The following is a 25,470-nucleotide window of genomic DNA, read 5'->3' on the forward strand; positions in this document are numbered from 1 at the left end:
TGTCTCCTGCTGCCGGTCACGCGTTCTGGATCGCGTCGGCCCAGGCGCCGTAGCCGCCCAGGATGTCGCTGACGTCGGTGAAGCCGTGTTTGCGCAGCAGGCTGGCTGCGACCGAGGACCGATAGCCACCGGCGCAGTACACGACGGTCGGCGCGGTGGGATCCAGTTCACCCAGGCGAGCCGGCAATTGGCCCACCGGGATCAGGATCGCGTTCGGGATGGCACCGGCCTCGACCTCGCCCGGATTGCGGACGTCGACGATCTGCAGCCCGTCGATCTGCGCCGAGCGCTCGTCGAAGGCCTTGGCTGTCAGTCGCGACGCCACCTGCACGTCGCCGCGGTGTTCGAACATCACCTCGAACGGTTTGTCGAGGTAGCCGATCACCCGGTCGAAGCCGATGCGGGCGAGGCGGTTCTTGCCTTCCAATTCCTGGCCCGGCTCGGTGAAGAGCACGATGTCGACGGCGGAGGGCAGTACGGATCCGGCGAACTCGGCGTAGCGGCCTTCGAGGCCGATGTTGATCGCATGGCGCAGGTGTCCGAGTGCGAACTCTTCGGGGTTGCGGCCGTCGACCAGCACCGCTCCCCCGCTGATCGCGCTGAGAACCTGCTCGTACGTCATCGCCGTCGGCATTTTGGTCTCATCGAGCAATTCGCGGTCTTTGCGATTGAGGATCGCGTCGTAGACGAAGTAGCCCGGGGCCGGTGGCTGGCCCTCGGTGACCAGATTCATGAACGTGGCCTTGTCCGGGGCGCGCAGCGCGTAATTGGTGGCCTTCTGGTCGCCCATGGTCGACCAGAGGTCGGTGGAGAGGTTCTTCCCGCAGGCCGAACCTGCGCCGTGTGCCGGATACACCCGGGTGGCGTCGGGCAGGGTCATCAACTTGTTGTGCAGTGAGTCGTAGAGCTTGTCGGCAAGTTCTTCACGGGTGAAGCCGATCGAGGCCAACAGGTCGGGCCGGCCGACGTCGCCGATGAACAGCGCATCCCCGGTCAGTACGCCGTAGGGAACCTTGTCGTCGGCGTGTTCGTAGACCACGATGCTCAGCGACTCCGGCGTGTGCCCCGGTGTGTGGCGGAACTCCAGCGTCACCTCTCCCAGCGAATAGCGTTCGCCGTCGGCGACGCCCATCGACTCGAACTCGGTCTCGGCGACGGAGGAGAAGACGATCTTCGCGCCGGTAGCCTTCGCCAGCTCCAGGTGACCGGAGAGGAAGTCAGCGTGAAAGTGGGTCTCGATCACCAGCTCGATGGTGAGGCCCAGCTCCTCGGCGTCGGCCAGGTACTCGGACACGTCACGTTGCGGGTCGACAACTACTGCACGCCTGGTGGTTTCATCGGCAATCAGGTACGACGCGTGCGACAGGCAGTCCAGGTAGTACTGGATGAACTTCATGTCCTCAGTCCTCTCATTCGGGTGGGCTACGCCATCCTGACATATACCCCTATGGGTATGTCAACTACCCCGGGGGGTATCTGATTCCCACCTTGACAATACCGGTGGGGGTATATCTATCATCAGGTATCAACATACCCCTGGCGGTATCAAAGACGTAGAGGCTTTGGTCACCGCCGGCCAGCCGGAAGGACCCCCACCGCCATGACATCCGCCGCCACGATCGATTCGCAGAACCTCAGCGAGCGCATGGGTTCGGCCGCGCCGCCACGGGTCCTCGATGTACGGACGCCGGGCGAATTCGAGACCGCCCACATCGCCGGCGCCTACAACGTGCCCCTCGATCTGTTGCGAGAGCACCGAGACGAGATCATCGCGCACCTCGACGACGAGGTGGTGCTGGTGTGCCGCTCCGGGCAGCGCGCCGCGCAGGCCGAGGAATCTCTGCGCAATGCCGGCCTGGCCCACGTGCACATCCTCGATGGCGGCATCGTGGCCTGGGAGGCAGCCGGTTTCGCGGTCAACCGCGGCACCCAACGCTGGGATCTCGAGCGGCAGGTCCGCCTCGTCGCCGGATCGGTCGTGCTGACCAGCATCCTGGGCAGCATCGCCGCACCCAAACTCAAGTGGGTTGCCGGCGCGATCGGTGGCGGTCTCACGTTCGCCGCGCTGTCGAACACCTGCGCGATGGGCATGCTGCTGTCCAAGCTGCCCTACAACCGGGGAGCCACCTGCGACGCTGCGACTGTCGTGGCCCAACTCGTCGGATCGCCCGCCGCCCCGAAGGTCCGGTAACCGTCATGATTGCGTTGACTGTCGGCCTGGCCGTCTTCGTCGGCATCGCACTGGGCCTGCTCGGCGGCGGCGGCTCGATCCTGACCGTCCCGCTGCTGGCGTATGTCGCCGGCATGGACGCCAAGCAGGCCATCGCCACCTCCCTGCTGGTGGTCGGCGTGACCAGCGCGGTCGGCGCCGTCTCCCACGCCCGCGCCGGCCGGGTGCAGTGGCGCACCGGCCTGATCTTCGGAGCAGCCGGCATGGCCGGCGCCTACGGCGGTGGCCTGCTGGCCCGGTTCATCCCGGGCACCGTGCTGCTCATCGGCTTCGCGGTCATGATGATCGCCACCGCCGTCGCAATGCTGCGTGGACGCAAGAATGTCCACGCCGCCGACGGCACCCACCGGATGCCGATCCCGAAGATCATCGCGGAGGGCCTGGTGGTCGGGTTGGTCACGGGGCTCGTCGGCGCCGGTGGCGGGTTCCTGGTGGTGCCCGCTCTGGCTCTGCTGGGCGGGCTGTCCATGCCCGTCGCGGTCGGCACCTCGCTGGTGGTGATCGCCATGAAGTCGTTCGCCGGCCTGGCCGGTTACCTCTCCAGCGTGCAGATCGACTGGCCGCTGGCGCTGGCGGTGACCGCCGCGGCGGTCGCGGGGGCGTTGATCGGCGCACGCCTGACCGCGATGGTGGACCCGGACGCGCTGCGCAAGGCTTTCGGCTGGTTCGTTCTCGGGATGTCCTCGGTCATCCTCGGCCAGGAGATCCACCTCGCTGCCGGCATCACGGCGGCGGCGCTGACCGCGGTCGCGTTGGCGATGTATCTGGCCTGCAGTCGAATTCAGTTCTGTCCACTCCGCCACCTGGTCGGCACCCACCGGGCGGGCGCGGCAGCGGCGTGAGGCCGGTCCCCCACAGTCAGATACCACCGGGGTGCGGTAGCGCATCCCCGTCACAGGGAAGAAGGACAGTCCGATGGTTGGCGACCACGACAGCATCGCACCGGTACTCAACCGGTTGCGGCGCGCACAAGGGCAACTCGCCGGGGTCATCTCGATGATCGAGCAGGGCCGCGATTGCGCGGACATCGTCACCCAGCTGGCGGCGGTGTCACGAGCGCTCGACAGAGCCGGCTTCAAGATCGTCGCCACCGGCCTGCGGGACTGCATCGCCGGTGACGGCGCCGGCAGTGCGAAACCGATGACCGAAGCCGAGCTGGAGAAGCTGTTCCTGGCACTGGCCTGACGTCGATCGTCCTGTGCATCAACGAAAATCGGCGCCCCCGCCGTTCGCGGGGGCGCCGATCTCACGGTGTCACGTCAGAGGATGTAGAGCATCTCCTGGTAGGTCGGCAGTGGCCAGAGATCGTCGGCCACAACGCCTTCCAACGTGTCCGCAGCGGCACGCACGTCGTCCATCAATGCCAGCAGGCTCTGGGCGTGGGCGGCTTCCTCGGCGGCGGAGTCACCGCCGTGCTCGGCCATCGCAGCCTTGAGCGCCGCCAGTGCGCTGGTCAGCTCCGAGATGGGCGTGGAGACCGTCTGCAACAGCGTCAGATCCGGTTCGACACCCGCAGCCTTGAGTGTGGCGACGTTGGACGCCAACTCGGTCTGGTACCGGACCGCCGCGGGCAGGATCACCGTCGAGCCCAGTTCCAGCGTGAGCTTGGCCTCCACGGCGATTGTCAGGGCGTACATCTCGTAGCGGACCTCTTCGCGGCTGTGCAGCTCGCGGGCGTTGAACACGCCGTACTTCTCGAAAACCTCGATCGCCTCGGGCTTTCCCAACTCAGGGATGGCGTCGAGCGTGGTCTTGAGATTCGGCAGCCCGCGCTCGGCGGCCTCGATCTGCCAGTTCTCCGAGTAGCCGTCGCCGTTGAACACCACCGCGCCGTGTTCGGTGATGATCTCGGTGAGCAACTTCTGCACAGCCATGTCGAAGTCCTCGCCGTCGGCGACGGCATTCTCCAGCCAGGTCGCCATGTAGTCGAGAGAATCCGCCATGATCGTGTTCAGGATGATCATCGGCACGTTGATGGTCTGCCCCGAACCCGGTGCGCGGAACTCGAAGCGGTTACCGGTGAACGCGAACGGGCTGGTGCGGTTACGGTCGCCCGGGTCGGTCGGCAGGATCGGCAGCGTGTCGACGCCGATGATCATGGTGCCCTTGCCCTTGGACGAGGTGGCCGCACCCTTGGCGATCTGGTCGAAGACATCCGCTAGCTGGTCACCGAGGAAGATCGAGATGATCGCCGGCGGCGCTTCGTTGGCACCGAGCCGGTGGTCGTTGGTGGCCGAGGCCACCGACACCCGCAGCAGGCCGGAGAACTTGTGCACCGCGCGGATCACCGCGGCGCAGAACACCAGGAACTGCGCATTCTCGTGCGGGGTGTCGCCGGGCACCAGCAGGCTGCCGAACTGCGAATTGCCCAGCGAGAAGTTCACGTGCTTGCCCGAGCCGTTGACACCGGCGAACGGCTTCTCGTGGAACAGGCACTCCATGCCGTGCTTCTTGGCGATGGTCTTGAACGTCGTCATCAGCAGCTGCTGATGGTCAGCGGCGATATTGGCCCGCTCGAACATCGGGGCGATCTCGAACTGCCCGGGCGCGACCTCGTTGTGTCGGGTCTTGGCCGGGATGCCGAGCTTGAACAGCTCTCGCTCGGTCTCCATCATGAAGCCCAGCACCCGGTCCGGGATGGCGCCGAAGTAGTGGTCGTCGAACTCCTGGCCCTTGGGCGGCTTGGCGCCGAACAGTGTGCGGCCCGCGTTGATCAGGTCCGGACGCGCAAGGAAGAAGTGACGGTCGACCAGGAAGTACTCCTGCTCGGGGCCGCAGAAGGACACGATGTGGTCGAAATCCTTGTGGCCGAACAGCTTCAGTATGCGCTCGGCCTGGGTGCCCATCGCCTGCTGGCTGCGCAGCAGCGGGGTCTTGTAGTCCAGCGCTTCACCGGTCATCGAGACGAACACCGTCGGGATGCACAGCGTGTTGCCGTTCGGGTTCTCCAGGATGTAAGCGGGGCTGGTGACGTCCCAGCCGGTGTAGCCGCGCGCTTCGAAAGTGCTGCGCAGACCACCGGAGGGGAAGCTGGACGCGTCCGGCTCACCCTGGATCAGGGTCTTGCCGGCGAATTCGGCCAGAGTCTGCCCGTCGCCGACAGGCTCGAGGAAGCTGTCGTGCTTCTCGGCGGTCAGCCCGGTCATCGGGTAGAAGACGTGGGCGTAGTGCGTCGCGCCCTTCGACAGCGCCCAGTCCTTCATCACCGACGCGACCGCATCGGCGACCGCCGGGTCGAGCTTGGCGCCCTTCTCGATGGTGGCGACGACGGACTTGTACACCGACTTCGGCAGCCGCAGTTGCATCTCGGCCTTGGTGAAGACGTTGGAGCCGAAGACCTCACCGGGCGCCTCGGCCGGGTCGAAGCAGATGGCGGGAGGCACGTGCCCCTCGACGTTGTTGATGGCCTGCAGGCGCACCGAATTTCCGCTCAATGGACTTCCTTTGCAGATCAGGTGTCCGCATTCGCTCGGCGGACATTGACCGGCCCACAGTAGGAACGCCGCATGCCGATCTTGTTACGCCGGCGTCAACGACAGAAGGCGCTAGTTACCAACGGTCACCGGATTCAGGTTTGCCGCCGCCATCCTGGGCGAATACCAGGCAGCCCGTCGATCCCAGACGGCAAATAATCGCTGAGGCCTCCCGGCAGCGGCGCTGCACCGCCGCCTACCCTGGCTTCATGGGACTACGACTGCGCAGGGGGCGAGGCGTCACCCGTGACATCAAGGCCGATTACGACGAGCACGCGGCAGTGGTCACCGAGCGGGAGCAGGAAGCGGCGGGAGTCAAGGCCGTACTCGTGTCGCTGCAGCGCGGCGTGAAGTCCATGGGCCCACTGCGCACCGCGGCGTCGTTGATCCGGCTGAATCAACGCAAGGGGTTCGACTGCCCTGGCTGCGCGTGGCCGGAGGAACCCGGGGGCCGCAAATTCGCCGAGTTCTGCGAGAACGGCGCCAAGGCGGTCGCCGAGGAGGCCACCAAGCGGGTGGTGACGCCCGAGTTCTTCGCCCGGCACTCGATATCCGACCTCGAGGGCCGGCCGGAGTACTGGCTGAGTCAGCAGGGCCGGCTCACCCACCCCGTGGTGTTGCGGCCCGGCGACGATCATTACCGGGAGATCAGCTGGCCCGAAGCGTTCCGGCTTATCGCCGGCGAGCTCCGCGCGCTGGACGACCCCAACGAGGCAGTGTTCTACACCTCTGGGCGGACCAGCAACGAGGCCGCCTTCCTGTACCAACTGCTGGTGCGCAGCTTCGGCACCAACAATCTGCCCGACTGCTCCAACATGTGCCACGAGTCCTCGGGCGCCTCGCTGGTCGACTCGATCGGCATCGGCAAGGGTTCGGTGACAGTCGAAGACGTGGCCAACTCCGACCTCATCGTCATCGCCGGGCAGAACCCCGGAACCAACCATCCGCGCATGCTCTCGGTGCTGGAGAAGGCGAAGGCCAACGGCGCGAAGATCATTGCCGTCAACCCGCTACCCGAGGCCGGCCTCATCCGGTTCAAGGACCCGCAGAAGGTGCACGGGGTCGTCGGTCACGGCGTCGCGGTCGCCGACGAGTTCGTCCAGATCCGTCTCGGCGGCGACATGGCGTTGTTCGCCGGGGTGGCCCGCCTGCTGCTGGAGGCCGACGATCGCCGCCCGGGCAGCGTCATCGACCGCGACTTCATCGACACCTACTGCCACGGGTTCGCCGAATACGAAGCGCAGGCGCGCGCGGTCGACCTCGACACCGTGCTGGAGGCCACCGGCATTTCGCGCACCCAGCTGGAGCGGGTGGCTGCCATGGTGGCCGAATCGGAGCGCACGGTGGCGTGCTGGGCGATGGGCCTCACCCAGCACCGGCACGCCGTCGCAATGATCTCCGAAATCAGCAACGTTCTGCTGATGCGCGGGATGATCGGCAAACCGGGCGCGGGCCTGTGCCCGGTGCGCGGCCATTCCAACGTCCAGGGTGACCGGACCATGGGCATCTGGGAGAAGATGCCCGAGGAGTTCCTCGCCGCGTTGGACGCCCACTTCGGTATCACCAGTCCGCGCCAGGACGGCGTGGACACCGTCGACGCCATCCGCGCCATGCGCGACGGCCGCGCCAAGGTGTTCATGGGGATGGGCGGCAATTTCGCACTCGCGACGCCGGACACCGCGGTCACCGAGGCCGCGTTACGGGCGTGTGCGCTGACCGTGCAGGTGTCGACAAAGCTGAACCGCAGCCACGTCGTGCACGGCCGTACCGCACTCATCCTGCCCTCCCTGGGTCGCACCGATCGCGACGTCCAGAACGGTGTCAAACAACAGGTTTCCGTTGAGGATTCGATGTCGATGGTCCACCTGTCGCGGGGCAGCCTGCATCCACCCGGCGAGCAGGTGCGCAGCGAAGTGGCCATCGTCTGTCAGCTCGCCCGCGAACTTCTCGGGCCGGCGCACCCGGTGCCGTGGGAGCGGTTCAACGGCGACTACGACACGATCCGCGACGCGATCGCCGCCGTGGTGCCCGGCTGCGCCGACTACAACACCAAGGTGCGGGCAGCCGACGGATTTCAGCTGCCGCACGGCCCCCGCGACTCCCGCGAATTTCCCACCAGCACAGGGAAAGCGAACTTCGCGGTCAATCCGCTGGAATGGGTCCCGGTACCCCCTGGGCGGCTGGTCCTGCAGACGCTACGCAGTCACGACCAGTACAACACCACCATCTACGGCCTCAGCGATCGCTACCGCGGAGTCGAGGGCGGCCGGCGAGTGGTGTTCGTCAATCCCGCCGACATCGCGTCGTTCGGCCTCACCGAGGGTGACCGGGTGGACCTGGTGTCGGAGTTCACCGCCGACGGCGAGACCGAGGAGCGTCGCGCCAAGGACTTCAGGGTCGTGCCGTACTCGACGCCGGTCGGCAATGCTGCGGCCTACTATCCGGAGACGAATTCGCTGGTCGCACTGGACCACGTGGCCGCGAGGTCGAACACCCCCGTCTCGAAGGCCGTCGTGATCAGGCTCGAACCAGCAAGTGCGCCCGATGATCTGGTGAGCGGTGCGGCATGGGACGAGTAACCGCCCGCCGGCGGGTGCACCACGTCACCGCGGACGACGCGGTGGCGCGGCCCGAGACGCTGGTGGTCGAGGAGCCGCTGGAAATCCGGGTCGACGGCTCGCCGATCACCGTCACGATGCGCACCCCGGGCTCGGACGTCGAACTGGCACAAGGGTTCCTGCTCACCGAAGGCATCGTCAGCCGTCGCGACGACATCATGTCGGTTCGCTACTGCCGCGGCGCCAACGAAGACGGAGTGAACAGCTACAACGTTCTCGACGTCACGCTCGCCCCCGACGTGCCCGCGCCCGACGTAGACCCCACCCGCAATTTCTACACCACATCGTCGTGCGGGGTCTGCGGTAAGGCCTCCCTGGACGCGGTGCGGCTGATCAGCAAGCACGGCCCCGGCGACGACCCCACGACGGTCACTGCCGAGACGCTGTCGGCGTTGCCCGAAAAGTTGCGCCACGAACAGAAGGTGTTCGCCGCGACCGGCGGACTGCACGGGGCCGCGCTCTTCACCACCGACGGCACCGCTCTGGTGGTCCGCGAGGACATCGGCAGGCACAACGCCGTCGACAAGGTCGTCGGGTGGGCCTTGGAACAGCGCCGGATTCCCTTGAGCGGCACGGTGCTTCTGGTGAGCGGCCGGGCGTCGTTCGAGCTCACCCAGAAAGCCGTGATGGCCGGTATCCCGGTGCTCGCCGCGGTGTCGGCGCCGTCGTCACTGGCAGTCGACCTCGCCAGTCAGTCCGGGCTCACGCTGGTCGCGTTCCTGCGCGGCGACTCGATGAACGTCTACACCCGCCCAGACCGGGTGACGAGCTGAGAATGGCGCTTCCGGCGATCTCCCTGAGATCTCCACAAAGCCTCCAAGCGTTCAGACCCGGTGAGCGGCAACCATCGACGGCATGCCACACATTCTCATCGCCTCCTGCCCTCCCGTCGGACACATTTCGCCACTGCTGAACGTGACGCGCGGACTCGTCGCACGCGGTGACCGCGTCACGGTCCTCACCAGCGCCCGCCACGCAGACAAGATCCGAGCCGTCGGCGCCGAGCCCCGCCCGCTGCCGCACGGCGCGGACTACGACGATTCCGCCCTCGACGACGATCTGCCGGGACGTGCTCGCACGTCGGGCATCCCGCGCATCAACTTCGACGTCGAACACATCTTCGTCCGTCCGCTACCCCACCAGTACAGCGCACTGCAGCACCTGCTCGGTGAGAGCCGCTACGACGCCGTCATCAGCGACGCGTTCTTCCTCGGCACACTTCCCCTGCTGCTCCGCAGCGATGTCCCACGACCACCGATCCTGACCTACACCACCACCCCCCTGTTTCTCGGCAGCAAGGACACCGCCCCCGGTGGCCCCGGAATCCTGCCGATGCCGGGTGTTGCAGGCCGCCTGCGTAACCGGCTGCTGAGACTCGTCACCCAGAATGTGCTGTTGCGCCCGGCGCATCGGGCGGCGGATCGGATGCTCCACGTGATGGGCATGCCGAAGTTGCCGGTCTTCGTCCTCGACTGTGGCGTGCTGGCAGATCGGGTGATCGTCCCCACGGTCCCCGAATTCGAGTACCAACGCGGCGATCTGCCGGCCCACGTCCGCTTCGTCGGCGCGGTGAACCCGCTGCCGAGCGACGATTTCATCGCCCCGCCGTGGTGGGACGAACTGAGCAGCGGCCGCCCCGTCGTGCACGTCACGCAGGGCACCGTCGACAATGCCGATCTGACCAGGCTGATCGAACCGACCATCGAGGCACTGGCCGGCGAGGACGTCACAGTAGTGGTCAGCACCGGTGGCAGGCCGGTATCACAGATTCGGATTCCATTGCCCAGCAACACGTTTGTCGCAGAGTATCTGCCGCATGACGTGTTGCTGCCGATGGTGGACGTGATGGTGACCAACGGCGGATACGGTGCCGTGCAGCGCGCGTTGTCCGACGGCGTGCCGTTGGTGGTAGCCGGGCAGACCGAGGACAAGCCCGAGGTTGCCGCTCGCGTCGAGTACTTCGGGGTGGGACTCAACCTGCGCACCGGCACCCCGACACCCACCCAGGTGCGCGACGCGGTGCGAGACGTGCTGAACACGCCGACCTACCGAAGGTCGGCCCGGCGCCTGCAGGGCGCCTACGCGGCGCGGGACAGCATCGCTGAGATCGCCGCGGTGATCGACGAGGTCATCCATGAGCGCCTCCCGGTGCGGTCATGAATGCGTGCACGGAGCCGTATGTCCCACCGCCTCACCCGTATCGCACGTCGGGCCCGCGACTGCCCGTATCCGTCGTCAGCACCGGCAGAAAGATCGAAGCATGTTCACCGAACTTCAGTTCGTCGCCGTCGGAGCTTTCCTGCTGTGGGGTTTGGCCAGCGCGCTCTGCGACGCCTTCCTCCCCCACGACGGAGTCCGCACAGACCGAGAGTGCACTGAGGGTCGTCGGTCCGAAGACTCGACGACCCTCAGTGGACGCTCGGTGAAGAACTAAGCGCTCTTATCGCGCCGTTCGCTGCGCGGGGGCTTGCGCGGCACGATCGTCGGAAGCACGTTGTCCTCGACGGTCTCCTTGGTCACGACAACCTTGGCGACGTCGTCGCGGCTGGGGATGTCGTACATCACCGGCAGCAGAACTTCTTCCATGATCGCGCGCAGCCCGCGCGCGCCGGTGCCGCGGTGGATCGCCTGGTCGGCGATGGCCTCCAGCGCGTCCTCGTTGAACTCGAGCTCGACGCCGTCCATCTCGAACAGCCGGGTGTACTGCTTCACCAGGGCGTTCTTGGGCGTCGACAGGATCTGAACGAGGGACTCTTTGTCCAGATTGGTCACCGATGCCACGACCGGCAGACGACCGATGAACTCGGGGATGAGCCCGAACTTGATGAGGTCCTCGGGCATGACCTCGGCGAAGTGGTCCTGAGTGTCGATCTCCGCCTTGGATTTCACCTCGGCGCCGAAGCCCAGGCCGCGCTTGCCGACGCGATCGGACACGATCCGCTCCAAGCCCGCGAATGCGCCGGCCACGATGAAGAGCACGTTGGTGGTGTCGATCTGGATGAATTCCTGGTGCGGGTGTTTGCGCCCGCCCTGCGGGGGCACCGACGCCTGCGTGCCTTCGAGGATCTTCAGCAGAGCCTGCTGCACACCTTCACCGGAGACGTCGCGGGTGATCGACGGGTTCTCGCTCTTGCGGGCGATCTTGTCGACCTCGTCGATGTAGATGATGCCGGTCTCGGCGCGCTTGACGTCATAGTCGGCCGCCTGGATCAGCTTGAGCAGAATGTTCTCGACGTCTTCGCCGACGTAGCCGGCTTCGGTGAGCGCGGTGGCGTCGGCGATGGCGAACGGTACGTTCAGCATCTTCGCCAGCGTCTGCGCGAGGTAGGTCTTGCCGCAGCCGGTGGGCCCCAACATCAGGATGTTCGACTTCGACAGCTCGACGGGCTCGGAGCGCGAGTCGCGCATCTTCTCGCCGGCCTGGATGCGCTTGTAGTGGTTGTAGACCGCGACAGCGAGGGTGCGCTTGGCGGTGTCCTGACCGATGACATAGCCCTCGAGGAATTCCCGGATCTCGGCGGGTTTGGGCAGCTCGTCCAGCTTGACGTCGTCAGCGTCGGCGAGCTCCTCCTCGATGATCTCGTTGCACAGGTCGATGCACTCGTCACAGATGTAGACGCCCGGTCCCGCAATGAGCTTCTTCACCTGCTTTTGGCTCTTTCCGCAGAACGAGCACTTCAGCAGGTCACCGCCGTCTCCAATGCGTGCCATGGTGCTGGGGTCCTACTTCCTGTCGCCGTCGATATCGATCATTCGGTGGGTTACACCGGAACCAGAAGGTGCAGCTCCGACGCTACCCGCAGTCTCCGTTGCCGTGCGACCGATAAAGCCGAATAGCGCCGGTGGTATTCACGTGTCGTCGCGTCAACATATCGCCTGACCCACCCCGGGTGGCCACGGAACGCGCCACCGTGTCTCTGGCGTGTCGCCGCTGTTACCCGACCGAGAGTACCTGTCTGCGCGCAAAGTGGCCGTCGAGTGTTCCCTGGCCGCACAGGGCCGCCGCGCCGCGCTGGGGCCGACGCCGCCGATTTCGTCCGGCGCCGCGACTCTGCGCTGGTCAGCGGTGATTTGCCGGGCCACCGAACGGAGGCACGGAGAAATGATCTGTCCGACGATCCGTGGTTGGACCGTCCGCTCGTGGATGCCCGGAGAAAACGACCGGGACTAGCGCCGCGGTCCGACCGGACCGGGACCGACCGGGCCGGGTCCGACCGGGCCGGGTCCGACCGGGCCTACCCCCACCGGTCCTACGACGCCACCGACGCCGACCGGGCCGACCGGCCCGACGATCGGGTTCGGCGGATTCACGTAGACGTCGACGTCGTAGAGGCATGCCGCCGCTTCGACATTCCAGTACATCCCCACGGGGCACACCGGCACCGGCTCCTGGGCCTGACCCACGGCGGGCAGCGCCAATGGGACCAACACCCCGGCTGCCGCCGAGACGAGCATCGCCGCAGCGTGCTTTCTGGTTACCTTCATCGCGTTCCCCTCAGGTCGGACACGTCGCGGCCCATGCCTGACGACTACGTAAGTAATCAGAGTCGCACGCGGAACCGTTACCGTGACCCCCTTTGGCCCACACTGCGACGCACGCAACAGACGGTCGGACGTAGCCTCCGACCATGACCACACTTGAGGAAGCCTTCGCGTTGGCCCGCGACGACCACGGGCTGGCGGTGGTGTCGACATTGCGCGCCGACAACACCATCCAGTCGTCGTTGATCAACGCCGGACCGTTGCCGCACCCGGCCACCGGGGAACCGACGCTCGGGTTCGTCACCTATGGCCGGGTGAAACTCGCCAATCTGCGAGCCCGCCCCCAGATCGCGGTGACGTTCCGCACGGGATGGCAGTGGGCCACCGTCGAGGGTCACGCAGAACTCGCCGGTCCCGACGACCCCCAGCCGTGGCTGGGGCCCGACGGCACCTTGGCCCGGCTGCTGCGCGACATCTTCACCGCCGCGGGAGGTACCCACGACGACTGGGACGAGTACGACGCGACGATGCGCGAGCAGCGCCGCACCGCCGTTCTGGTGACGCCGACGCGGATCTACAGCAACGGCTGACCGGCGTTGCGGCTCAGGCCTTCTGGGCCGACAGCTTGCGGTATTCCAGCACCGTGTCGATGATCCCGTACTCCTTGGCCTGCTCGGCCGTCAGGATCTTGTCGCGGTCGGTGTCCTTGCGGATGACCGCCGCGTCCTTGCCGGTGTGACGCGCGAGCGTCTCTTCCATCAGCGTGCGCATCCGCTCGATCTCGGCGGCCTGGATCTCCAGGTCGGAGAACTGTCCCTGGATGACGCCACCGAGCGACGGCTGGTGGATCAGGATGCGGGCGTTGGGCAACGCCAGCCGCTTACCGGGGGTACCGGCGGCCAGCAGCACCGCCGCCGCCGAGGCGGCTTGGCCCAGGCACACGGTCTGGATGTCGGCACGCACGTACTGCATGGTGTCGTAGATCGCCATCAGCGACGTGAACGAGCCGCCGGGCGAATTGATGTACATGGTGATGTCGCGGTCGGGATCCAGCGACTCCAGGACCAGCAGCTGGGCCATGATGTCGTTGGCCGATGCGTCATCGACCTGCACGCCGAGGAAGATGATGCGCTCCTCGAACAGCTTGTTGTACGGGTTGGACTCCTTGACGCCGAAGCTGGAGTGCTCGATGAACGACGGAAGGATGTAACGCGCCTGGGGCTGATTCACGGCACCGCCGTGGGGCTGGGTCATGAGGCACTCCCGTTGAAATTGGCGTGGGTGATGATGTGGTCGACGAAGCCGTACTCGAGAGCCTCCGACGCAGTGAACCAGCGGTCGCGATCCGAGTCGGCCTCGATGCGCTCGATGGTCTGCCCGGTGAACTCCGCGTTGAGGCGGAACATTTCCTTCTTGATCAGCGCGAACTGCTCGGCCTGGATCGCGATGTCGGCCGCGCCACCGGTGATACCACCCAGCGGCTGGTGCATCAGGATGCGGGCGTGCGGCAGGGCGTACCGCTTGCCCTTGGTGCCGGCGGCCAGCAGGAACTCGCCCATGGAGGCGGCCATGCCCATCGCGTACGTCGCCACGTCACAGGGTGCGAGCACCATCGTGTCGTAGATCGCCATGCCCGCGCTGATGGAGCCGCCGGGCGAGTTGATGTAGAGGTGGATGTCCTTGGTGGGATCCTCGGCTGACAGCAGGAGGATCTGCGCGCACAGCCGATTGGCGATGTCGTCGTCCACCTGCGAGCCGAGGAAGATGATGCGCTCGGACAGCAACCGCTCGTACACCGAGTCGACAAGGTTCAGGCCCGATGAGGCGCCACGCATGTCAGTCACGACTGAATACCTGCTTTCTTTACGTACTTGCTACGCGGTGACCGGTCTTACGAATGACACTAACCAACGCGCGCCGCCGGGGAGTCCCCAGACGGTGCCCGTTCGCTCAGAGCGTCACTTCGTGTCGTCGGTGTCAGCGTCGGAATCGTCGGCCACCTCGGCCACAACGTCGGCGTCTTCAGCCTCGGCGGCCTCGTCGGCACTGTCATCGGCGACCTCGGCCTGCCCACCGGACGGTCCGAAGAACTCGGTGGTGTCGATCGTGGTGCCGTCGGTATCGGTGACGGTGGCGCCGTGCACGACCGCGGCCACGGTCAGACCGCGACGCACGTCGGCGAACATCGCCGGCAGCTGGTTGTTCTGCTGCAGCATCTGCAGCAGCTGCTGGGGCTCCAGGCCGTACTGGCGAGACATCAGGACCAGGCGCTCCGACAGATCGTTCTGGCCGACCTGGATGTCCAGCTTGTCGGCGATCGCGTCCATCAGCAGCTGCGTCTTGATGGCCTTCTCGGCGTTCGCGCGGTTGTCGGTGTCGAACTCCTCGCGGCTGCTGCCCTGTTCGGTCAGCTGCGCGGCGAACCGGTCCTCGTCGTGATCGAGACCGTGGATCGCGTTGTGCAGCGTGTCGTCGACCTGGGCCTGCACGACCGCCTCGGGCAGCGGGATCTCGGTCTGCTCCAGCAGCACCTCGATCGCCTTGTCGCGGATCGTCTCAGCCTGCTGGACGGTCTTGACGCGGCTGATCTTCTCGCGCAGATCGCTGCGCAGTTCCTCGATCGTGTCGAATTCGCTTGCCAGCTGGGCGAAGTCGTCGTCGAGCTCGGGCAGCTCCCGCACCTTGACCGACTTCACGGTGACCGTCACCTCGGCCTCCTGGCCGGCGTGCTCGCCGGCGACCAGGGTGGTGGTGAAGGTCTTGGACTCCTCTTCCTTGAGTCCGATGATCGCCTCGTCGAGGCCCTCGATCAGCTGACCGGACCCGATCTCGTGGGACAGGCCCTCGGTCTTGGCCTCGGGTACGTCCTTGCCGTCGACGGTGGCCGAGAGGTCGATGGAGACGAAGTCGCCGTCCTCGGCGGCGCGCTCCACACCGGTGAGGGTGCCGAAGCGCTTCTGCAGTGCCTCGACCTCGGCGTCGACGTCTTCGTCGGTGATGCTGACCGGGTCGACCTCGATCTTGAGGGCGGCGAGGTCGGGCAACTCGATGTCGGGGCGGATGTCGACCTCGGCGGTGAACACCAGCTCTTCATTGTCCTCGAGCTTGGTGACCTCGATCTCGGGCTGGCCGATGGGCTGCAGCGACTCGGCGGCGATGGCCTCGCTGTACCGGGTGGGCAATGCGTCGTTGACAACCTGCTCCAGCACGGCGCCCCGGCCCACGCGGGCCTCCAGCAGCTTGCGGGGAGCCTTGCCGGGGCGGAAGCCGGGCAAGCGGATCTGCTGCGCCAGGGCCTTGAAGGCCTTATCGATGTCGGGCTCGAGCTCCGCGAAGGGCACCTCCACGTTGATGCGAACCCTGGTCGGGCTCAACTTCTCGACGGTGCTCTTCACGTTCTGACTCCTCTATTGCAGGTCGGGCGGGTGTCGCTCTGGTCGGGTCCAGTGGTCGGGGTGACAGGATTTGAACCTGCGGCCTTCCGCTCCCAAAGCGGATGCGCTACCAAGCTGCGCTACACCCCGGTCGTCGCCTTCGCGCATACGCGCGCAGCGTTCAGACCACCGGCGATACTACGGCCTGCCAGTTCCAAAGCCTCAATTGGATTTGAGTTGCGCGTGGCCGGTACAGTCTGTCCGTACTGTCAGCACCTGCAGACAGCGCACGCGGGCGTAGCTCAATGGTAGAGCCCTAGTCTTCCAAACTAGCTACGCGGGTTCGATTCCCGTCGCCCGCTCCACACAGACCGCCCCTGTCGGGGCGGTTACCTCGTGACACGCCCTATCCGGACGTGGCCGGCGGGGTGGCCCCCGCCGATCATTCGCGAGCTTCGAATCGGCCGGTCTTCTCCTCGAGTCGGATGCGGTAGACGGTGGCGTGCGCGGAGCCCGCATGGTCGGGCGGGGCACCTGCCCCGTCGGGGCGAAGCAACGGCATCAGGCGGTCGACCAGCAGGCGCATGCCCTGCTCAGCCTCTGCCCCGGTCAATTCTTCGAAACGACCCCACGCGATGACACTGCGCCAGGTGCTCAGGTCGTCGACGTGCTCGACCTCGAAGCACACCTCGGGGTGTGACCGCATCGCCCGCCACTTCATTCCCTCCATCGTGTGGCCGTAGACGCAGCCGTCGCGGTAGACGTAACAGACCGGCACCACATACGGCCGGCCGACACTGGTGCAACCGATCCGCCCGACGACTTCACTGTCGAGAAGTTGTTCGATCTCAACGGAATTGAGTGTTCCGAGCATCGGACTGTCCTTGTCTCCGGTCGGCCTCTGGGCCGGGCATCCCCCGATGCTCCCTCCGCCCCGGGGCGTGCAGGCAGGGCCTACCGGACCTTCGTCAGGGGACCAAAGGCACGACAGACCTGTGGACCCCGATCAGTCGATCTCGGCGAACAGGCCGTCGTAGCGCTGTTCCAGCGGGCCGATCACGGCGATGAACAGGTCACGCACGTCGACATCCACCTGGTGCAGCGACACCGTCAGTGCCCCGTCGGTATCGACGACGATGCTCCCGCGCGGACGAAGCGCGTACACGAGGCGCGACGTCGGAGGGACGGGACTGACCGAGTCGTCCAACTCGTACCCGTGGTCGTCCCTGAGCCTGTCGGCCAGTGCGACGACGACCTCGTCGGCCACCTTCCCGGGCTCGACGGTGTCCGGCACCGTCAACCGCATCACGGTCATGCGCTCTGTCCTTCCCCTTCACCCGACGAGTCGGCGCCTGCGTTTCTCAGATCCCCGTGCACAACGCCACGAACGGGATCGGCGCGCAGATGCCGATCGAGAACCCGGGCGTGGGATCGCCGTTCCACGGCGGTGGCGGCGGCGGTGGCGGCGGGGGCGGGGGCGGAGCGGGTGCGACCACACAGGTGTTGGTCGGCGGGTCGTAGACAGTCCCGGCGCCGCACTCGGCGGCAGCGGCCACCCCGGACGGTGTCACCGTCATGAATGCAAGCGGCAGCAGAATCGTGGCGGCGATGGCCACATGACGCGTGATGCCCACCATTGCAGGCCTTTCGTGGGACGTTCCCCGACCCCAACGCAGTCGAATTTACGCCGCGTGCACTTCTCTTGTCACCGCAACCGTGGGGTGGCCCGCGACCACAGGGAACGGTCATTTTCTGTCGGTACGCTGTGAGCCATGAATGGCGTTCTGCTCGTCCTCATCCTCCTGGTGGTCGCGGCGATCGGTGTCGCGGTGTACGCCTCCTCGAAGGCCTCCGGCAATCGCGCCGCCGCGTCGCTCGCCGACGCCAAGGCCGACGCCCGCCGCACCATCGAACGGCTCGGCGGCCAGGTGTTCGGTCTCACCGGCACCGACGACGCCGCCAAGCAGGCGCTGGCCGACGCCTCCGAGCGCTACACCGCGGCCTCCTCGCAGATCGACCAGGCCACCACCACACGTCAGGCCGAACTGGCCAAGGAGAGCGCGATGGAGGGGCTGTACTACGTGCGGGCCGCGCGCACGGCCATGGGCATGGATCCGGGCCCTGAGCTGGAATCCCTGTCGGGTCAGCAGTCGGCGGGCACCGTCACCGAGGACCGTCGGGTGAACTTCGAGGGCCGCGAGATCGAAGCGTCGCCGTCACCGTCGGCGCGCACCCCGAACTACTACCCCGGCGGCCGCGTAGCGGGACGGCCGGTGCCCGCGGGGTGGTACTCCGAACCGTGGTGGAAGCCCGCACTGGTGGCCGGCGCGTGGGGGCTGGGTTCGGCACTGCTGTTCAGCACGATGTTCTCCGGTATGGCGGGGGTCGGCTATGACGCGCAGGCGTTCGAGAGCGGCTACGGCGACGGCTTCCAGGACGGAATGGACCAGGGGCAGCTGGACTCCAGCGGATTCGACGGCAACGGGGACGCCGGCGGCTATGACGGCGGCGGCTGGGAATCCGGAGGCGGCGACTGGGGTGGCGGCGACTTCGGCGGCGGCGACTTCGGCGGCTTCTAGAGCTTCGGGCGTGCCCGCCGACGGCGACAAGGACAGCTAGAAGCGGCTCTCCAACCGGGCGGACACCCCGGCCTCCTGCAGATCCAGTCGTTCCAGCATCGCCCGCACCGCTTCGTCGTCGATGTGGCCGGAGTCGCGTTCCCCGATGAGCGCCGCGCGCTGGGCCGCGAGCACGTCGCGGTAGAGCCGCGCGAACACCTCGGCGCGCAGCGTGTGTGCCTCGGGGTCAGGCATCTCGTCGGCGTCCTGCGAATGCCGGGCCACGATGCCGCGGATCTCGGCCAGCACCCGCGGATCAAGCCCTTCGGGAGGATTCGCCCGGAACACCGCGAGCACCTCGTCGGCGGCGTCGTGCACCACCCGCTCGGCTTTCTCCGTCTCCGCCACGGTGTACGCGTGATCGGCGTCGGCAGTCAGCTTGAGCCGACGGATCAGCAGCGGCAGCGTCCACCCCTGCAACAGCAGGGTGCCGACGCTCACCACGAAGGCGATCGCCTGGATGGTCGCGCGCTCGGGAAACGGCTCGCCCGCGGCGGTAGTCACCGGAATCGCGGCGGCCGCGGCGAGGGTGACGACGCCGCGCATCCCCGTCCAGGACACGACGACGTTCTCCTGCCAACTCAGGGCACGGTTGTCGATCCGGGACCGCCACCGGGGCGGTGTGCGCGTCTTCTTCCTGGTGCCCAGCGCTCCCCGACCACCGCCGTCGGGTATCGGCACACTCAAGCGTCTCTCGACCTGGCGGGACAGCGCTCCCCTGCCGAACATCGCGAACACCGACAGGGGCCGGATCACGAGCACGATGAGCAGCACCACCCCCGACGCGACCGCCACCTGCGTCAGCGATTCGTGCGCCTCGCGCAGATCCTCCAGCACGAACCGCAGGTGCAGACCGATATAGGCGAATACGAACGCCTCCAGGAGCACGTCCACCGAGTTCCACACGTAGCGTTCCTGCAGCCGGGTCTGATAGCCGGCGTCCACCGTTCCGCTGCCGACCACAAATCCGGCGACCACCACCGCGAGCACCCCGGAGGCGTGCATCTCCTCGGCCACGATGAACGCCGCGAAGGGCACCATCAGACCCTGCACCGTCTCCAGCGCCGGGTTGGCCAACCGCCTGCGGATCCACAGCGTCACGTATCCCAGTGCGGCACCCACCAGCGGCCCCAGCACGGCGCTGTAGCCGAACAGCAGCAGCGGATTCTGGATGAACGTGTGACTGCCTGCCACCTGCGCCACCGCGACGGAGAACAGGGCCAGCGCGGCCGCGTCGTTGATCAGGCTCTCCCCGGTCAGGATCGACATCACGCGCTTGGGCAGTCCGAGCTTACGTCCGACCGCGACAGCGGTGACCGCGTCGGGCGGAGCCACGATCGCGCCGAGCACCAGGGCGGTCGCAAACGTCAGGGGCACGAAGACCAGCCACGACGAGACGGCGGCGACGGTGAACGCGGTGACGATGACCAGCGCGACGCCCAGGCCGAGGATCGGTTTGATGTTGCGCAGGAACGTCGGGAACGAGAAGTCCAGCGCCGCCGAATACAGCAGCGGCGGCAACACCACCGACAGCAGGATGTGCGAGTCGAGTTCGGGCGCCTCGAATCCCGGCAGGAACGACACCGCGATACCGACGACCACGATGATCAGCGCGGGCTCGAGGCCGCGCCGGTGCGCCACCGCGGTGACGACGATCGCGCCCACGACTACCAGGATGAGTTCCACGCGCGAATTCTCCCGGCTAACTCAGCGGATGTCCCGTCGAACACACCCCCGCTAGCTCTGGCAGGTCGGGCACCAGAACAGATTGCGTCCTTCGAGCACCTCGGTCCGGACGGTGGTCCCGCACACCCGGCAGGGGTCGCCGGCCCGGCGGTAGACGTATGTGCGTGGCCGGCGCGGCGCGTACGACGGCATCCCGTGGTCGTCTTCGGGGCGCAGCGTGATGATCTTGCCGCGACGCACACCGACGTTCATCAGGGCGACCAAGTCGGTCCAGGCGTCGCTGAACTCGTGCTCGTCCATCCGGGTTCCGGGCCGGTGCGGGTTGATGCGGTGGCGGTACAGCAGCTCGCTGCGGTAGACGTTCCCGATGCCCGCGATGACCTTCTGGTCCATGAGCAGGGCTCCGATCACGCGGCGCGACTTGCTGATTCGCGCCCACGCTGTCGACGGGTCGGCATCCTTGCGCAACGGATCGGGGCCGAGGCGCGCCAGGATCTCCGAGACCTCGGCCTCACCGATGACCTCGCACGCGGTCGGCCCCCGCAGGTCGGTTCCCTTCTCGGTCCCGACCATGCGCATGCGCACCTGTCCGACCGGCTCGGGCACGCCGGCGTCGACGATGAAGTCGGTGAACTTGCCGTACAACCCGAGGTGCACATGGACGATGTGCCCGCCCGCGTAGTGGTGGAACAGATGCTTCCCCCATGCGCTGGCGCGACTGAACAGGCGCCCGTCCACCGCTTCCGCTCCGTCGATGAACCGGCCTTGCGGGCTGCTCACGGCGACGTGCTGGCGGCGGAAGAGCGTCTGGTGCCGGCGCGCCAGCCGATGAATGGTGTGACCCTCGGGCATGGTTCCAGTGTCTCTCAGGCCTTCGCCACGGCCCCCGCGGCCACCGCTGCGGGCCAGCTGCCGTAGCTGCTGATGTCGACGCCGCGCGCCGAGCCGTCGCATCCGAAGGCGGTGCGCCAGCTGCCGTCGGCGAATTCCACCTTCCCCAGCTGCATCGGCGCGGGCAACTCGGCCAGGAACCGACCGAGCGCCGCCGGTGAGACCAGCCAGCGATGTCCTGTGAGCGAGGACCCTTGGTCTCCGTCGGGCACACGCGTGACACCGGGCTTGGCCGGTGTGGTGGGCAGCGCAGTCATCCGGTAACGCGGGGCCGTGGTGATCTCGCCGGCGAAGCGGGCCCCGCGGTCGGTGAGCTGATGCGCCAGCGGGCCACCGCGAAGGTGCGCACCGAACACCACCAGCTCCATATGCTCGGCGACGGCCAGCGGCCACACCGTCTCGTGCGGACCGTCGGCGAACAGCGCGGCGATGTCGAGAGCGACGGCGTCGTCGAAGGCCCGGGCCAACACCGTGACCCCGAACGGGGTGTCGCCCGCGGCGCCGACCGGAACGGCGACACCGCACATGTCGAACAGGGTGCAGAAGATCGTGTACGTGCCCGGCCGCGCGTCGATACCCGCCGGGTCGGCGGTGACGTCGGCGCTGCTCGGATGTGTGGGCGCGGTCGGCACCAGCAGAGCGTCCGCACCCACCAGTGCCGCCAGTGCGCGCTCACGCATGCGCGCCACCTCGATGCGGTCGGCGACCAGCCGGTGCACCGAGAATTCGCCTGCCGCGGGCGATCTTTCGCCGACCACTGCCCCGTTGTCGAGCTGCGTGGCAGCGTCCAGGAACGGCGCGATGTCGACGGTGACGATCTGGCACCCGGCCGCCGCCAACGTGTCGACCGCGGCGTCGAACGCCGCGCGGCACCGGGGGTCCAGCTCCGGCAGCTGATGGGGCACGCCGACCACGGGTCTGGGTGGCGCGGCCAGCCTGACATCGGCCGGCCAGGGACGGGACGGGGCGCCTGCCGCGGCGACCGCCACGGCGCGGTCGGCCAGGCTCAGCGTCGTCGCGACAAGGACGATGGAGTCAGGGGATTCGCGCGCAGGAGCGCCGGCGTCGGCGCCGATGACGCCGAGGGTGGGCCTGATGCCGGCGATGCCCTCAGGTGCCTCGGGCACCGGACCCGAACCCACGGTGTCCGTCGCAATCGCAATGTCCGCTTCGCCCGTGGCCACGGCGAACTGGTCGCGGTTCGTCCTGCCTACAACCACCGCGCCGGCCTTCCGCAGTGCCGCAACCACGGCCGCGTCGGCGACGTCGACGTTGTCCGCTACCGCGAGTCGCACACCGGCCAACGATCCTGTGCCACGGCGGCTTTCGGCCAGCTCCGCGGCCACCTCGCCGTCGGGTCGCCGGGTGATCCACACCGTCATCGCGGAGAACTCACCACCCCGGACCGGTATCCCTGGTCAGGCTTCGGGAACGGGCGGCGCCACGTGGGTTTTCTCGAACTCGGCGAGGATGTCGATGCGACGTTGATGGCGCGGGGCCTCCGACCACGTCGCCGCCAGGAATGCATCGACGATGGCCAGCGCCTCTTCGGTGGAGTGCATGCGGCCGCCGATGCCGACGAGTTGAGCGTTGTTGTGCTCACGCGCCAGCGACGCGGTCTCGGTGCTCCACGCCAGCGCGCACCGTGCCCCCGGCACCTTGTTGGCCGCGATCTGCTCGCCATTGCCCGAGCCGCCGATGACGATGCCGAGACTTCCCGGATCCGCCACCGTCTTCTCCGCCGCGGCGATGCAGAACGCCGGATAGTCGTCCTCGGCGTCGTAGGTGAACGCGCCGCAGTCGACGGGCTCGTGCCCGGCCGCCGTCAGGTGCTCGATCACAGCCTGCTTGAGTTCGTATCCGGCGTGGTCAGAGCCGAGGTAAACGCGCATGGCGCATACCCTACTGGGCACTCAGCCGACGGTGATGGCGTCCAGGCGTTCCTTGATGAAGGCCGACGCCGTGACCGGAGCCAGCCCCGAGACCCTGCCGACCGGCGGGGCCAGCGGCGTGATGAGGGCGTCGTGGTTGGTCTCGTAGAAGTAGATCAGCGAGACCAGGTCTTCCTCGGGTGCGTGCGGCTGGGGCGGAAGCACCCGATGCCGGCCCGACGGCCAGCGGCGCCCGCTCCAGTACTCCAGCAGGTCGCCGATGTTGACCGTGAGCGCGTCGGGCTCGTACGGGGCGTCCTCCCAACCCGTCTCCTCCGAGTACACCTGCAGGCCGCCGGCGCCGGGCTCGCGGTCCAGGATCGTCACGGTGCCGAAGTCGGTGTGCGGCCCGATCCGGAACTGGCCCGGCTCCGGCGCGCCCACCACGCTCACCGGCGGGTAATGGTTGATGTTCATCGTCCACGTCGGTGTGCTGGCGAGTTCGGTGAACGGATTCACCGGCAGCCTCAGCGCGTGCGCGAACAGGGCCAGCAGATCGTCTGCGACACGGCGCATCTGCGCGGTGTACTCGGCGACCACCGCCGCAAGACTCGGCACCTCCCCCGGCCAGACATTCGGCGCGAACCAGACCGCGTCGACCTCCGGGTCCCCGGTCGCCGTCTCGGCGCCGAGACTGAAACTCTCCTTCAGATCCGGCGGGGTCTCGGTGCCCTCGGCATAGCCGTTGGCCTCCGCTCCGGGACCGATCCAGCCGTGTCCGCCGACCGGTACCGAGTATTGGGACTTCACCCCGTCCGGCAGCGCGAAGAACTCGCGGGCGGCCGCGCGCACCCTGCGGGCGAGTGCTGGATCCACGCCATGTCCGCGCACCAGGATGAATCCGGCTCGCTGCAGACCCGCGTCGACCTCGGCAGCCACCTCCTCAGCGGCGACGCCTCCGCCCCGCCAGCGCGAAAGATCCACCGTCGCAATGACACTCATTCCCCGATGTCCTCCGCCCACAAATCTGGATTGGCCGCGATGAACTCGCGCATCAGCGTCACGCACCGCTCGTCGTCGAGGACCGTGACCGACACCCCGTTCTCGGCGAGCCAGTCGTGGCCGCCGGTGAAGGTCTGACTCTCCCCGATCACCACCGCGCCGATGTTGAACTGGCGCACCAGGCCGCTGCAGTACCAGCAGGGCGACAATGTGGTCACCATGGTGGTCGAGCGATAGCCCCGCTGGCGGCCCGCATTCCGGAAGGCGTCGGTTTCGGCGTGGATCGACGGGTCGTCGAGCTGGACCCGGCGATTGTGCCCGCTGCCCAGCAGCGATCCGTCGGCGCCGAACAGGGCGGCACCAATCGGGATACCGCCCTCCGACAGCCCTTTTCGGGCCTCGGCGACAGCGACATCGAGCATTGCCTGCGGTGAGTTCATACCTTCTCTGCGGTGATCTTCGAGCGACACAGCACCAGTATGCGGTCCCACGGTCACCGATATACCGTCACCCGGGACGCGGCGGGCCGCAACCCGAGTCAACCCGCCGGAAACAATCCCGTCCCGGCGATGGTTGCACGCCACGATGAAGGTCCTGATCCTGAGCGCCAGCCCGCGCGCCGACGGCAACTCCCACACCTTGGCGCGCGCGGCGGGCGAGGGCGCCCGGTCGGCCGGCCACGATGTCGAGCACGTGTTCCTCGACGAATACGTCGATCGAATGCTCGGCAACTGCAGGCTCTGCCGGCAGTCCGACGGCGCCTGCAGCCTGGACGACCGATACGAAACCCTGCTGCTCGACCACATTCTGGTGGCCGACGCCATCGTCTACGCGATGCCGCTGTACTTCTACGGCATGCCGGCCCGGCTCAAGACCGTCTTCGACCGGTTGTTCTGCTACACCGCCAACAGTGCGCCCCAGCAGGACCTGGTGGTCAGCGGAATCATGGACAAGAAGGTGGGGGTGCTCATCTCCTGCGAGGAGAACTACGTGGGCGCGACCCAGGGCGTGACCGCGCAGTTCCAGGAGCTGACCCGCTACCTGCGCCAGGACCTCGTCGGCGTCGTGGTCGGCAATGGCAACAGCCGCGGCGAGATCGCGCGCGACCCGGCAGACCCGGTGTCGTGCGCCCGTGATCTGGGCGCACGACTGTTCGACATCCGCGTCACCGACTACCGGTTGGACACTGTGCGTTCCCCCCGGGTGTGGGGCGAACCCACCTGAG

Annotated in this window: 25 protein-coding genes and 2 tRNA genes; 10 read left to right on the top strand and 17 right to left on the bottom strand. The window is 67.3% G+C overall.

All coding sequences use genetic code 11. From position 1 onward, the window contains the following. Positions 1 to 16: 16 nt before the first annotated feature. On the bottom strand, positions 17 to 1,396 hold the full coding sequence (locus tag EL337_RS18790; protein WP_048632085.1) for an MBL fold metallo-hydrolase: 1,380 nt from the start codon (positions 1,394 to 1,396) through the stop codon (positions 17 to 19). A gap of 204 nt (positions 1,397 to 1,600) precedes the next feature. Between EL337_RS18790 and EL337_RS18795 the strand changes: the two genes are divergently transcribed. The 3 genes from EL337_RS18795 to EL337_RS18805 all read left to right on the top strand — a co-directional run bounded on the left by EL337_RS18795 (position 1,601) and on the right by EL337_RS18805 (position 3,415). Further along, entirely contained in the window at positions 1,601 to 2,191 is a 591-nt protein-coding gene (locus tag EL337_RS18795) for a rhodanese-like domain-containing protein (protein WP_048632084.1), read from the top strand. 5 nt (positions 2,192 to 2,196) lie between these two features. Continuing rightward, entirely contained in the window at positions 2,197 to 3,072 is an 876-nt protein-coding gene (locus tag EL337_RS18800; RefSeq protein WP_048632083.1) for a sulfite exporter TauE/SafE family protein, read from the top strand. A gap of 73 nt (positions 3,073 to 3,145) precedes the next feature. Further along, on the top strand, positions 3,146 to 3,415 hold the full coding sequence (locus EL337_RS18805) for a metal-sensitive transcriptional regulator (protein WP_048632082.1): 270 nt from the start codon (positions 3,146 to 3,148) through the stop codon (positions 3,413 to 3,415). A gap of 74 nt (positions 3,416 to 3,489) precedes the next feature. Here the strand turns inward: EL337_RS18805 and EL337_RS18810 are convergent, their stop codons facing one another. Beyond that, positions 3,490 to 5,664 (bottom strand): glutamine synthetase III family protein, encoded by a 2,175-nt coding sequence (locus EL337_RS18810; RefSeq protein WP_048632081.1) that lies wholly within the window; start codon positions 5,662 to 5,664, stop codon positions 3,490 to 3,492. 248 nt (positions 5,665 to 5,912) lie between these two features. On the opposite strand from EL337_RS18810, the gene EL337_RS18815 reads away from it, so the two are divergent. The 3 genes from EL337_RS18815 to EL337_RS18825 all read left to right on the top strand — a co-directional run bounded on the left by EL337_RS18815 (position 5,913) and on the right by EL337_RS18825 (position 10,481). After that, positions 5,913 to 8,282 (top strand): FdhF/YdeP family oxidoreductase, encoded by a 2,370-nt coding sequence (locus EL337_RS18815; RefSeq protein WP_048632080.1) that lies wholly within the window; start codon positions 5,913 to 5,915, stop codon positions 8,280 to 8,282. Further along, a complete protein-coding gene (gene fdhD, locus EL337_RS18820) occupies positions 8,270 to 9,094 on the top strand; it encodes a formate dehydrogenase accessory sulfurtransferase FdhD (protein ID WP_048632079.1) in 825 nt (274 codons plus the stop codon). Before EL337_RS18815 ends, fdhD begins: the two co-directional genes overlap by 13 nt. Before the next feature lie 82 nt (positions 9,095 to 9,176). After that, positions 9,177 to 10,481, top strand: a complete 1,305-nt coding sequence (locus tag EL337_RS18825) for a glycosyltransferase (RefSeq protein WP_048632078.1) — start codon at positions 9,177 to 9,179, stop codon at positions 10,479 to 10,481. Positions 10,482 to 10,751: 270 nt separating this feature from the next. Here the strand turns inward: EL337_RS18825 and clpX are convergent, their stop codons facing one another. Both clpX and EL337_RS28905 read right to left on the bottom strand, forming a co-directional pair. Beyond that, a complete protein-coding gene (gene clpX, locus EL337_RS18830) occupies positions 10,752 to 12,032 on the bottom strand; it encodes an ATP-dependent Clp protease ATP-binding subunit ClpX (protein ID WP_048632077.1) in 1,281 nt (426 codons plus the stop codon). 456 nt (positions 12,033 to 12,488) lie between these two features. Continuing rightward, positions 12,489 to 12,806 (bottom strand): hypothetical protein, encoded by a 318-nt coding sequence (locus EL337_RS28905; RefSeq protein ID WP_048632076.1) that lies wholly within the window; start codon positions 12,804 to 12,806, stop codon positions 12,489 to 12,491. A gap of 143 nt (positions 12,807 to 12,949) precedes the next feature. Here EL337_RS28905 and EL337_RS18840 point away from each other — a divergent pair, with 143 nt between their 5' ends. Further along, complete coding sequence (locus EL337_RS18840; protein WP_048632075.1) at positions 12,950 to 13,393, top strand: TIGR03618 family F420-dependent PPOX class oxidoreductase; 444 nt, start codon at positions 12,950 to 12,952, stop codon at positions 13,391 to 13,393. 13 nt (positions 13,394 to 13,406) lie between these two features. Here EL337_RS18840 and clpP2 read toward each other — a convergent pair whose 3' ends face one another. The 4 genes from clpP2 to EL337_RS18860 form a co-directional block, all read right to left on the bottom strand. After that, entirely contained in the window at positions 13,407 to 14,057 is a 651-nt protein-coding gene (gene clpP2 / locus EL337_RS18845) for an ATP-dependent CLP protease proteolytic subunit ClpP2 (RefSeq protein WP_048632074.1), read from the bottom strand. Continuing rightward, complete coding sequence (locus tag EL337_RS18850; protein WP_197724288.1) at positions 14,054 to 14,638, bottom strand: ATP-dependent Clp protease proteolytic subunit; 585 nt, start codon at positions 14,636 to 14,638, stop codon at positions 14,054 to 14,056. The genes clpP2 and EL337_RS18850 overlap by 4 nt, the downstream gene beginning before the upstream one ends. A gap of 123 nt (positions 14,639 to 14,761) precedes the next feature. Beyond that, the gene (tig, locus tag EL337_RS18855; protein WP_048632072.1) at positions 14,762 to 16,198 is read right to left on the bottom strand and encodes a trigger factor; all 1,437 of its coding nucleotides are present in this window, start codon (positions 16,196 to 16,198) and stop codon (positions 14,762 to 14,764) included. A 52-nt stretch (positions 16,199 to 16,250) separates the two neighbouring features. Further along, a tRNA-Pro gene (locus tag EL337_RS18860) sits at positions 16,251 to 16,327 on the bottom strand. A 141-nt stretch (positions 16,328 to 16,468) separates the two neighbouring features. Between EL337_RS18860 and EL337_RS18865 the strand changes: the two genes are divergently transcribed. Next, positions 16,469 to 16,542: transfer RNA gene (locus tag EL337_RS18865), tRNA-Gly, on the top strand. A gap of 77 nt (positions 16,543 to 16,619) precedes the next feature. Here the strand turns inward: EL337_RS18865 and EL337_RS18870 are convergent. The 3 genes from EL337_RS18870 to EL337_RS18880 form a co-directional block, all read right to left on the bottom strand. Continuing rightward, positions 16,620 to 17,051: a pyridoxamine 5'-phosphate oxidase family protein gene (locus tag EL337_RS18870; protein ID WP_048632071.1), complete on the bottom strand. Its 432-nt coding sequence runs from the start codon at positions 17,049 to 17,051 to the stop codon at positions 16,620 to 16,622. Between the two features lie 132 nt (positions 17,052 to 17,183). Beyond that, positions 17,184 to 17,492 (bottom strand): hypothetical protein, encoded by a 309-nt coding sequence (locus tag EL337_RS18875; RefSeq protein WP_048632070.1) that lies wholly within the window; start codon positions 17,490 to 17,492, stop codon positions 17,184 to 17,186. Between the two features lie 46 nt (positions 17,493 to 17,538). Further along, positions 17,539 to 17,814, bottom strand: coding sequence for a hypothetical protein (locus EL337_RS18880; RefSeq protein WP_048632069.1), 276 nt, complete (start codon positions 17,812 to 17,814; stop codon positions 17,539 to 17,541). Positions 17,815 to 17,949: 135 nt separating this feature from the next. Between EL337_RS18880 and EL337_RS29080 the strand changes: the two genes are divergently transcribed. Next, positions 17,950 to 18,756, top strand: coding sequence for a hypothetical protein (locus EL337_RS29080; protein ID WP_048632068.1), 807 nt, complete (start codon positions 17,950 to 17,952; stop codon positions 18,754 to 18,756). A 36-nt stretch (positions 18,757 to 18,792) separates the two neighbouring features. On the opposite strand, the gene EL337_RS18890 is transcribed toward EL337_RS29080, so the two are convergent. From EL337_RS18890 to EL337_RS18915, 6 genes are read right to left on the bottom strand one after another with little or no spacing between them, the layout of a single operon-like run. Then, positions 18,793 to 20,481: a cation:proton antiporter gene (locus tag EL337_RS18890; protein ID WP_048632067.1), complete on the bottom strand. Its 1,689-nt coding sequence runs from the start codon at positions 20,479 to 20,481 to the stop codon at positions 18,793 to 18,795. A gap of 51 nt (positions 20,482 to 20,532) precedes the next feature. After that, positions 20,533 to 21,333, bottom strand: a complete 801-nt coding sequence (locus tag EL337_RS18895) for an Fpg/Nei family DNA glycosylase (RefSeq protein ID WP_048632066.1) — start codon at positions 21,331 to 21,333, stop codon at positions 20,533 to 20,535. A 14-nt stretch (positions 21,334 to 21,347) separates the two neighbouring features. Next, positions 21,348 to 22,754, bottom strand: coding sequence for an allophanate hydrolase-related protein (locus EL337_RS18900; protein ID WP_048632065.1), 1,407 nt, complete (start codon positions 22,752 to 22,754; stop codon positions 21,348 to 21,350). Positions 22,755 to 22,790: 36 nt separating this feature from the next. After that, on the bottom strand, positions 22,791 to 23,264 hold the full coding sequence (locus tag EL337_RS18905) for a ribose-5-phosphate isomerase (protein ID WP_048632064.1): 474 nt from the start codon (positions 23,262 to 23,264) through the stop codon (positions 22,791 to 22,793). Between the two features lie 21 nt (positions 23,265 to 23,285). Then, positions 23,286 to 24,245, bottom strand: coding sequence for an isopenicillin N synthase family dioxygenase (locus EL337_RS18910; RefSeq protein WP_048632063.1), 960 nt, complete (start codon positions 24,243 to 24,245; stop codon positions 23,286 to 23,288). Beyond that, positions 24,242 to 24,685: a nucleoside deaminase gene (locus tag EL337_RS18915; protein WP_048632062.1), complete on the bottom strand. Its 444-nt coding sequence runs from the start codon at positions 24,683 to 24,685 to the stop codon at positions 24,242 to 24,244. The genes EL337_RS18910 and EL337_RS18915 overlap by 4 nt, the downstream gene beginning before the upstream one ends. 145 nt (positions 24,686 to 24,830) lie before the next feature. Here EL337_RS18915 and EL337_RS18920 point away from each other — a divergent pair, with 145 nt between their 5' ends. Continuing rightward, positions 24,831 to 25,469 carry a flavodoxin family protein gene (locus tag EL337_RS18920; protein ID WP_048632061.1) on the top strand — a complete coding sequence of 213 codons (639 nt, stop codon included), beginning with the start codon at positions 24,831 to 24,833 and terminating at the stop codon, positions 25,467 to 25,469. Position 25,470 lies beyond the last annotated feature (1 nt).

The sequence above is a fragment of the Mycolicibacterium aurum genome, from assembly GCF_900637195.1.
GTDB lineage: Bacteria > Actinomycetota > Actinomycetes > Mycobacteriales > Mycobacteriaceae > Mycobacterium > Mycobacterium aurum.

Coding starts and splice junctions, on each gene's coding strand:
- EL337_RS18790 (WP_048632085.1), bottom strand. CDS start 1,396: ATGAAGTTCATCCAGTACTACCTGGACTGCCTGTCGCACGCGTCGTAC.
- EL337_RS18795 (WP_048632084.1), top strand. CDS start 1,601: ATGACATCCGCCGCCACGATCGATTCGCAGAACCTCAGCGAGCGCATG.
- EL337_RS18800 (WP_048632083.1), top strand. CDS start 2,197: ATGATTGCGTTGACTGTCGGCCTGGCCGTCTTCGTCGGCATCGCACTG.
- EL337_RS18805 (WP_048632082.1), top strand. CDS start 3,146: ATGGTTGGCGACCACGACAGCATCGCACCGGTACTCAACCGGTTGCGG.
- EL337_RS18815 (WP_048632080.1), top strand. CDS start 5,913: ATGGGACTACGACTGCGCAGGGGGCGAGGCGTCACCCGTGACATCAAG.
- fdhD (WP_048632079.1), top strand. CDS start 8,270: ATGGGACGAGTAACCGCCCGCCGGCGGGTGCACCACGTCACCGCGGAC.
- EL337_RS18825 (WP_048632078.1), top strand. CDS start 9,177: ATGCCACACATTCTCATCGCCTCCTGCCCTCCCGTCGGACACATTTCG.
- clpX (WP_048632077.1), bottom strand. CDS start 12,032: ATGGCACGCATTGGAGACGGCGGTGACCTGCTGAAGTGCTCGTTCTGC.
- EL337_RS28905 (WP_048632076.1), bottom strand. CDS start 12,806: ATGAAGGTAACCAGAAAGCACGCTGCGGCGATGCTCGTCTCGGCGGCA.
- EL337_RS18840 (WP_048632075.1), top strand. CDS start 12,950: ATGACCACACTTGAGGAAGCCTTCGCGTTGGCCCGCGACGACCACGGG.
- clpP2 (WP_048632074.1), bottom strand. CDS start 14,057: ATGACCCAGCCCCACGGCGGTGCCGTGAATCAGCCCCAGGCGCGTTAC.
- EL337_RS18850 (WP_197724288.1), bottom strand. CDS start 14,638: ATGCGTGGCGCCTCATCGGGCCTGAACCTTGTCGACTCGGTGTACGAG.
- EL337_RS18870 (WP_048632071.1), bottom strand. CDS start 17,051: ATGCTCGGAACACTCAATTCCGTTGAGATCGAACAACTTCTCGACAGT.
- EL337_RS18875 (WP_048632070.1), bottom strand. CDS start 17,492: ATGACCGTGATGCGGTTGACGGTGCCGGACACCGTCGAGCCCGGGAAG.
- EL337_RS18880 (WP_048632069.1), bottom strand. CDS start 17,814: ATGGTGGGCATCACGCGTCATGTGGCCATCGCCGCCACGATTCTGCTG.
- EL337_RS29080 (WP_048632068.1), top strand. CDS start 17,950: ATGAATGGCGTTCTGCTCGTCCTCATCCTCCTGGTGGTCGCGGCGATC.
- EL337_RS18895 (WP_048632066.1), bottom strand. CDS start 21,333: ATGCCCGAGGGTCACACCATTCATCGGCTGGCGCGCCGGCACCAGACG.
- EL337_RS18900 (WP_048632065.1), bottom strand. CDS start 22,754: ATGACGGTGTGGATCACCCGGCGACCCGACGGCGAGGTGGCCGCGGAG.
- EL337_RS18905 (WP_048632064.1), bottom strand. CDS start 23,264: ATGCGCGTTTACCTCGGCTCTGACCACGCCGGATACGAACTCAAGCAG.
- EL337_RS18910 (WP_048632063.1), bottom strand. CDS start 24,245: ATGAGTGTCATTGCGACGGTGGATCTTTCGCGCTGGCGGGGCGGAGGC.
- EL337_RS18915 (WP_048632062.1), bottom strand. CDS start 24,685: ATGAACTCACCGCAGGCAATGCTCGATGTCGCTGTCGCCGAGGCCCGA.
- EL337_RS18920 (WP_048632061.1), top strand. CDS start 24,831: ATGAAGGTCCTGATCCTGAGCGCCAGCCCGCGCGCCGACGGCAACTCC.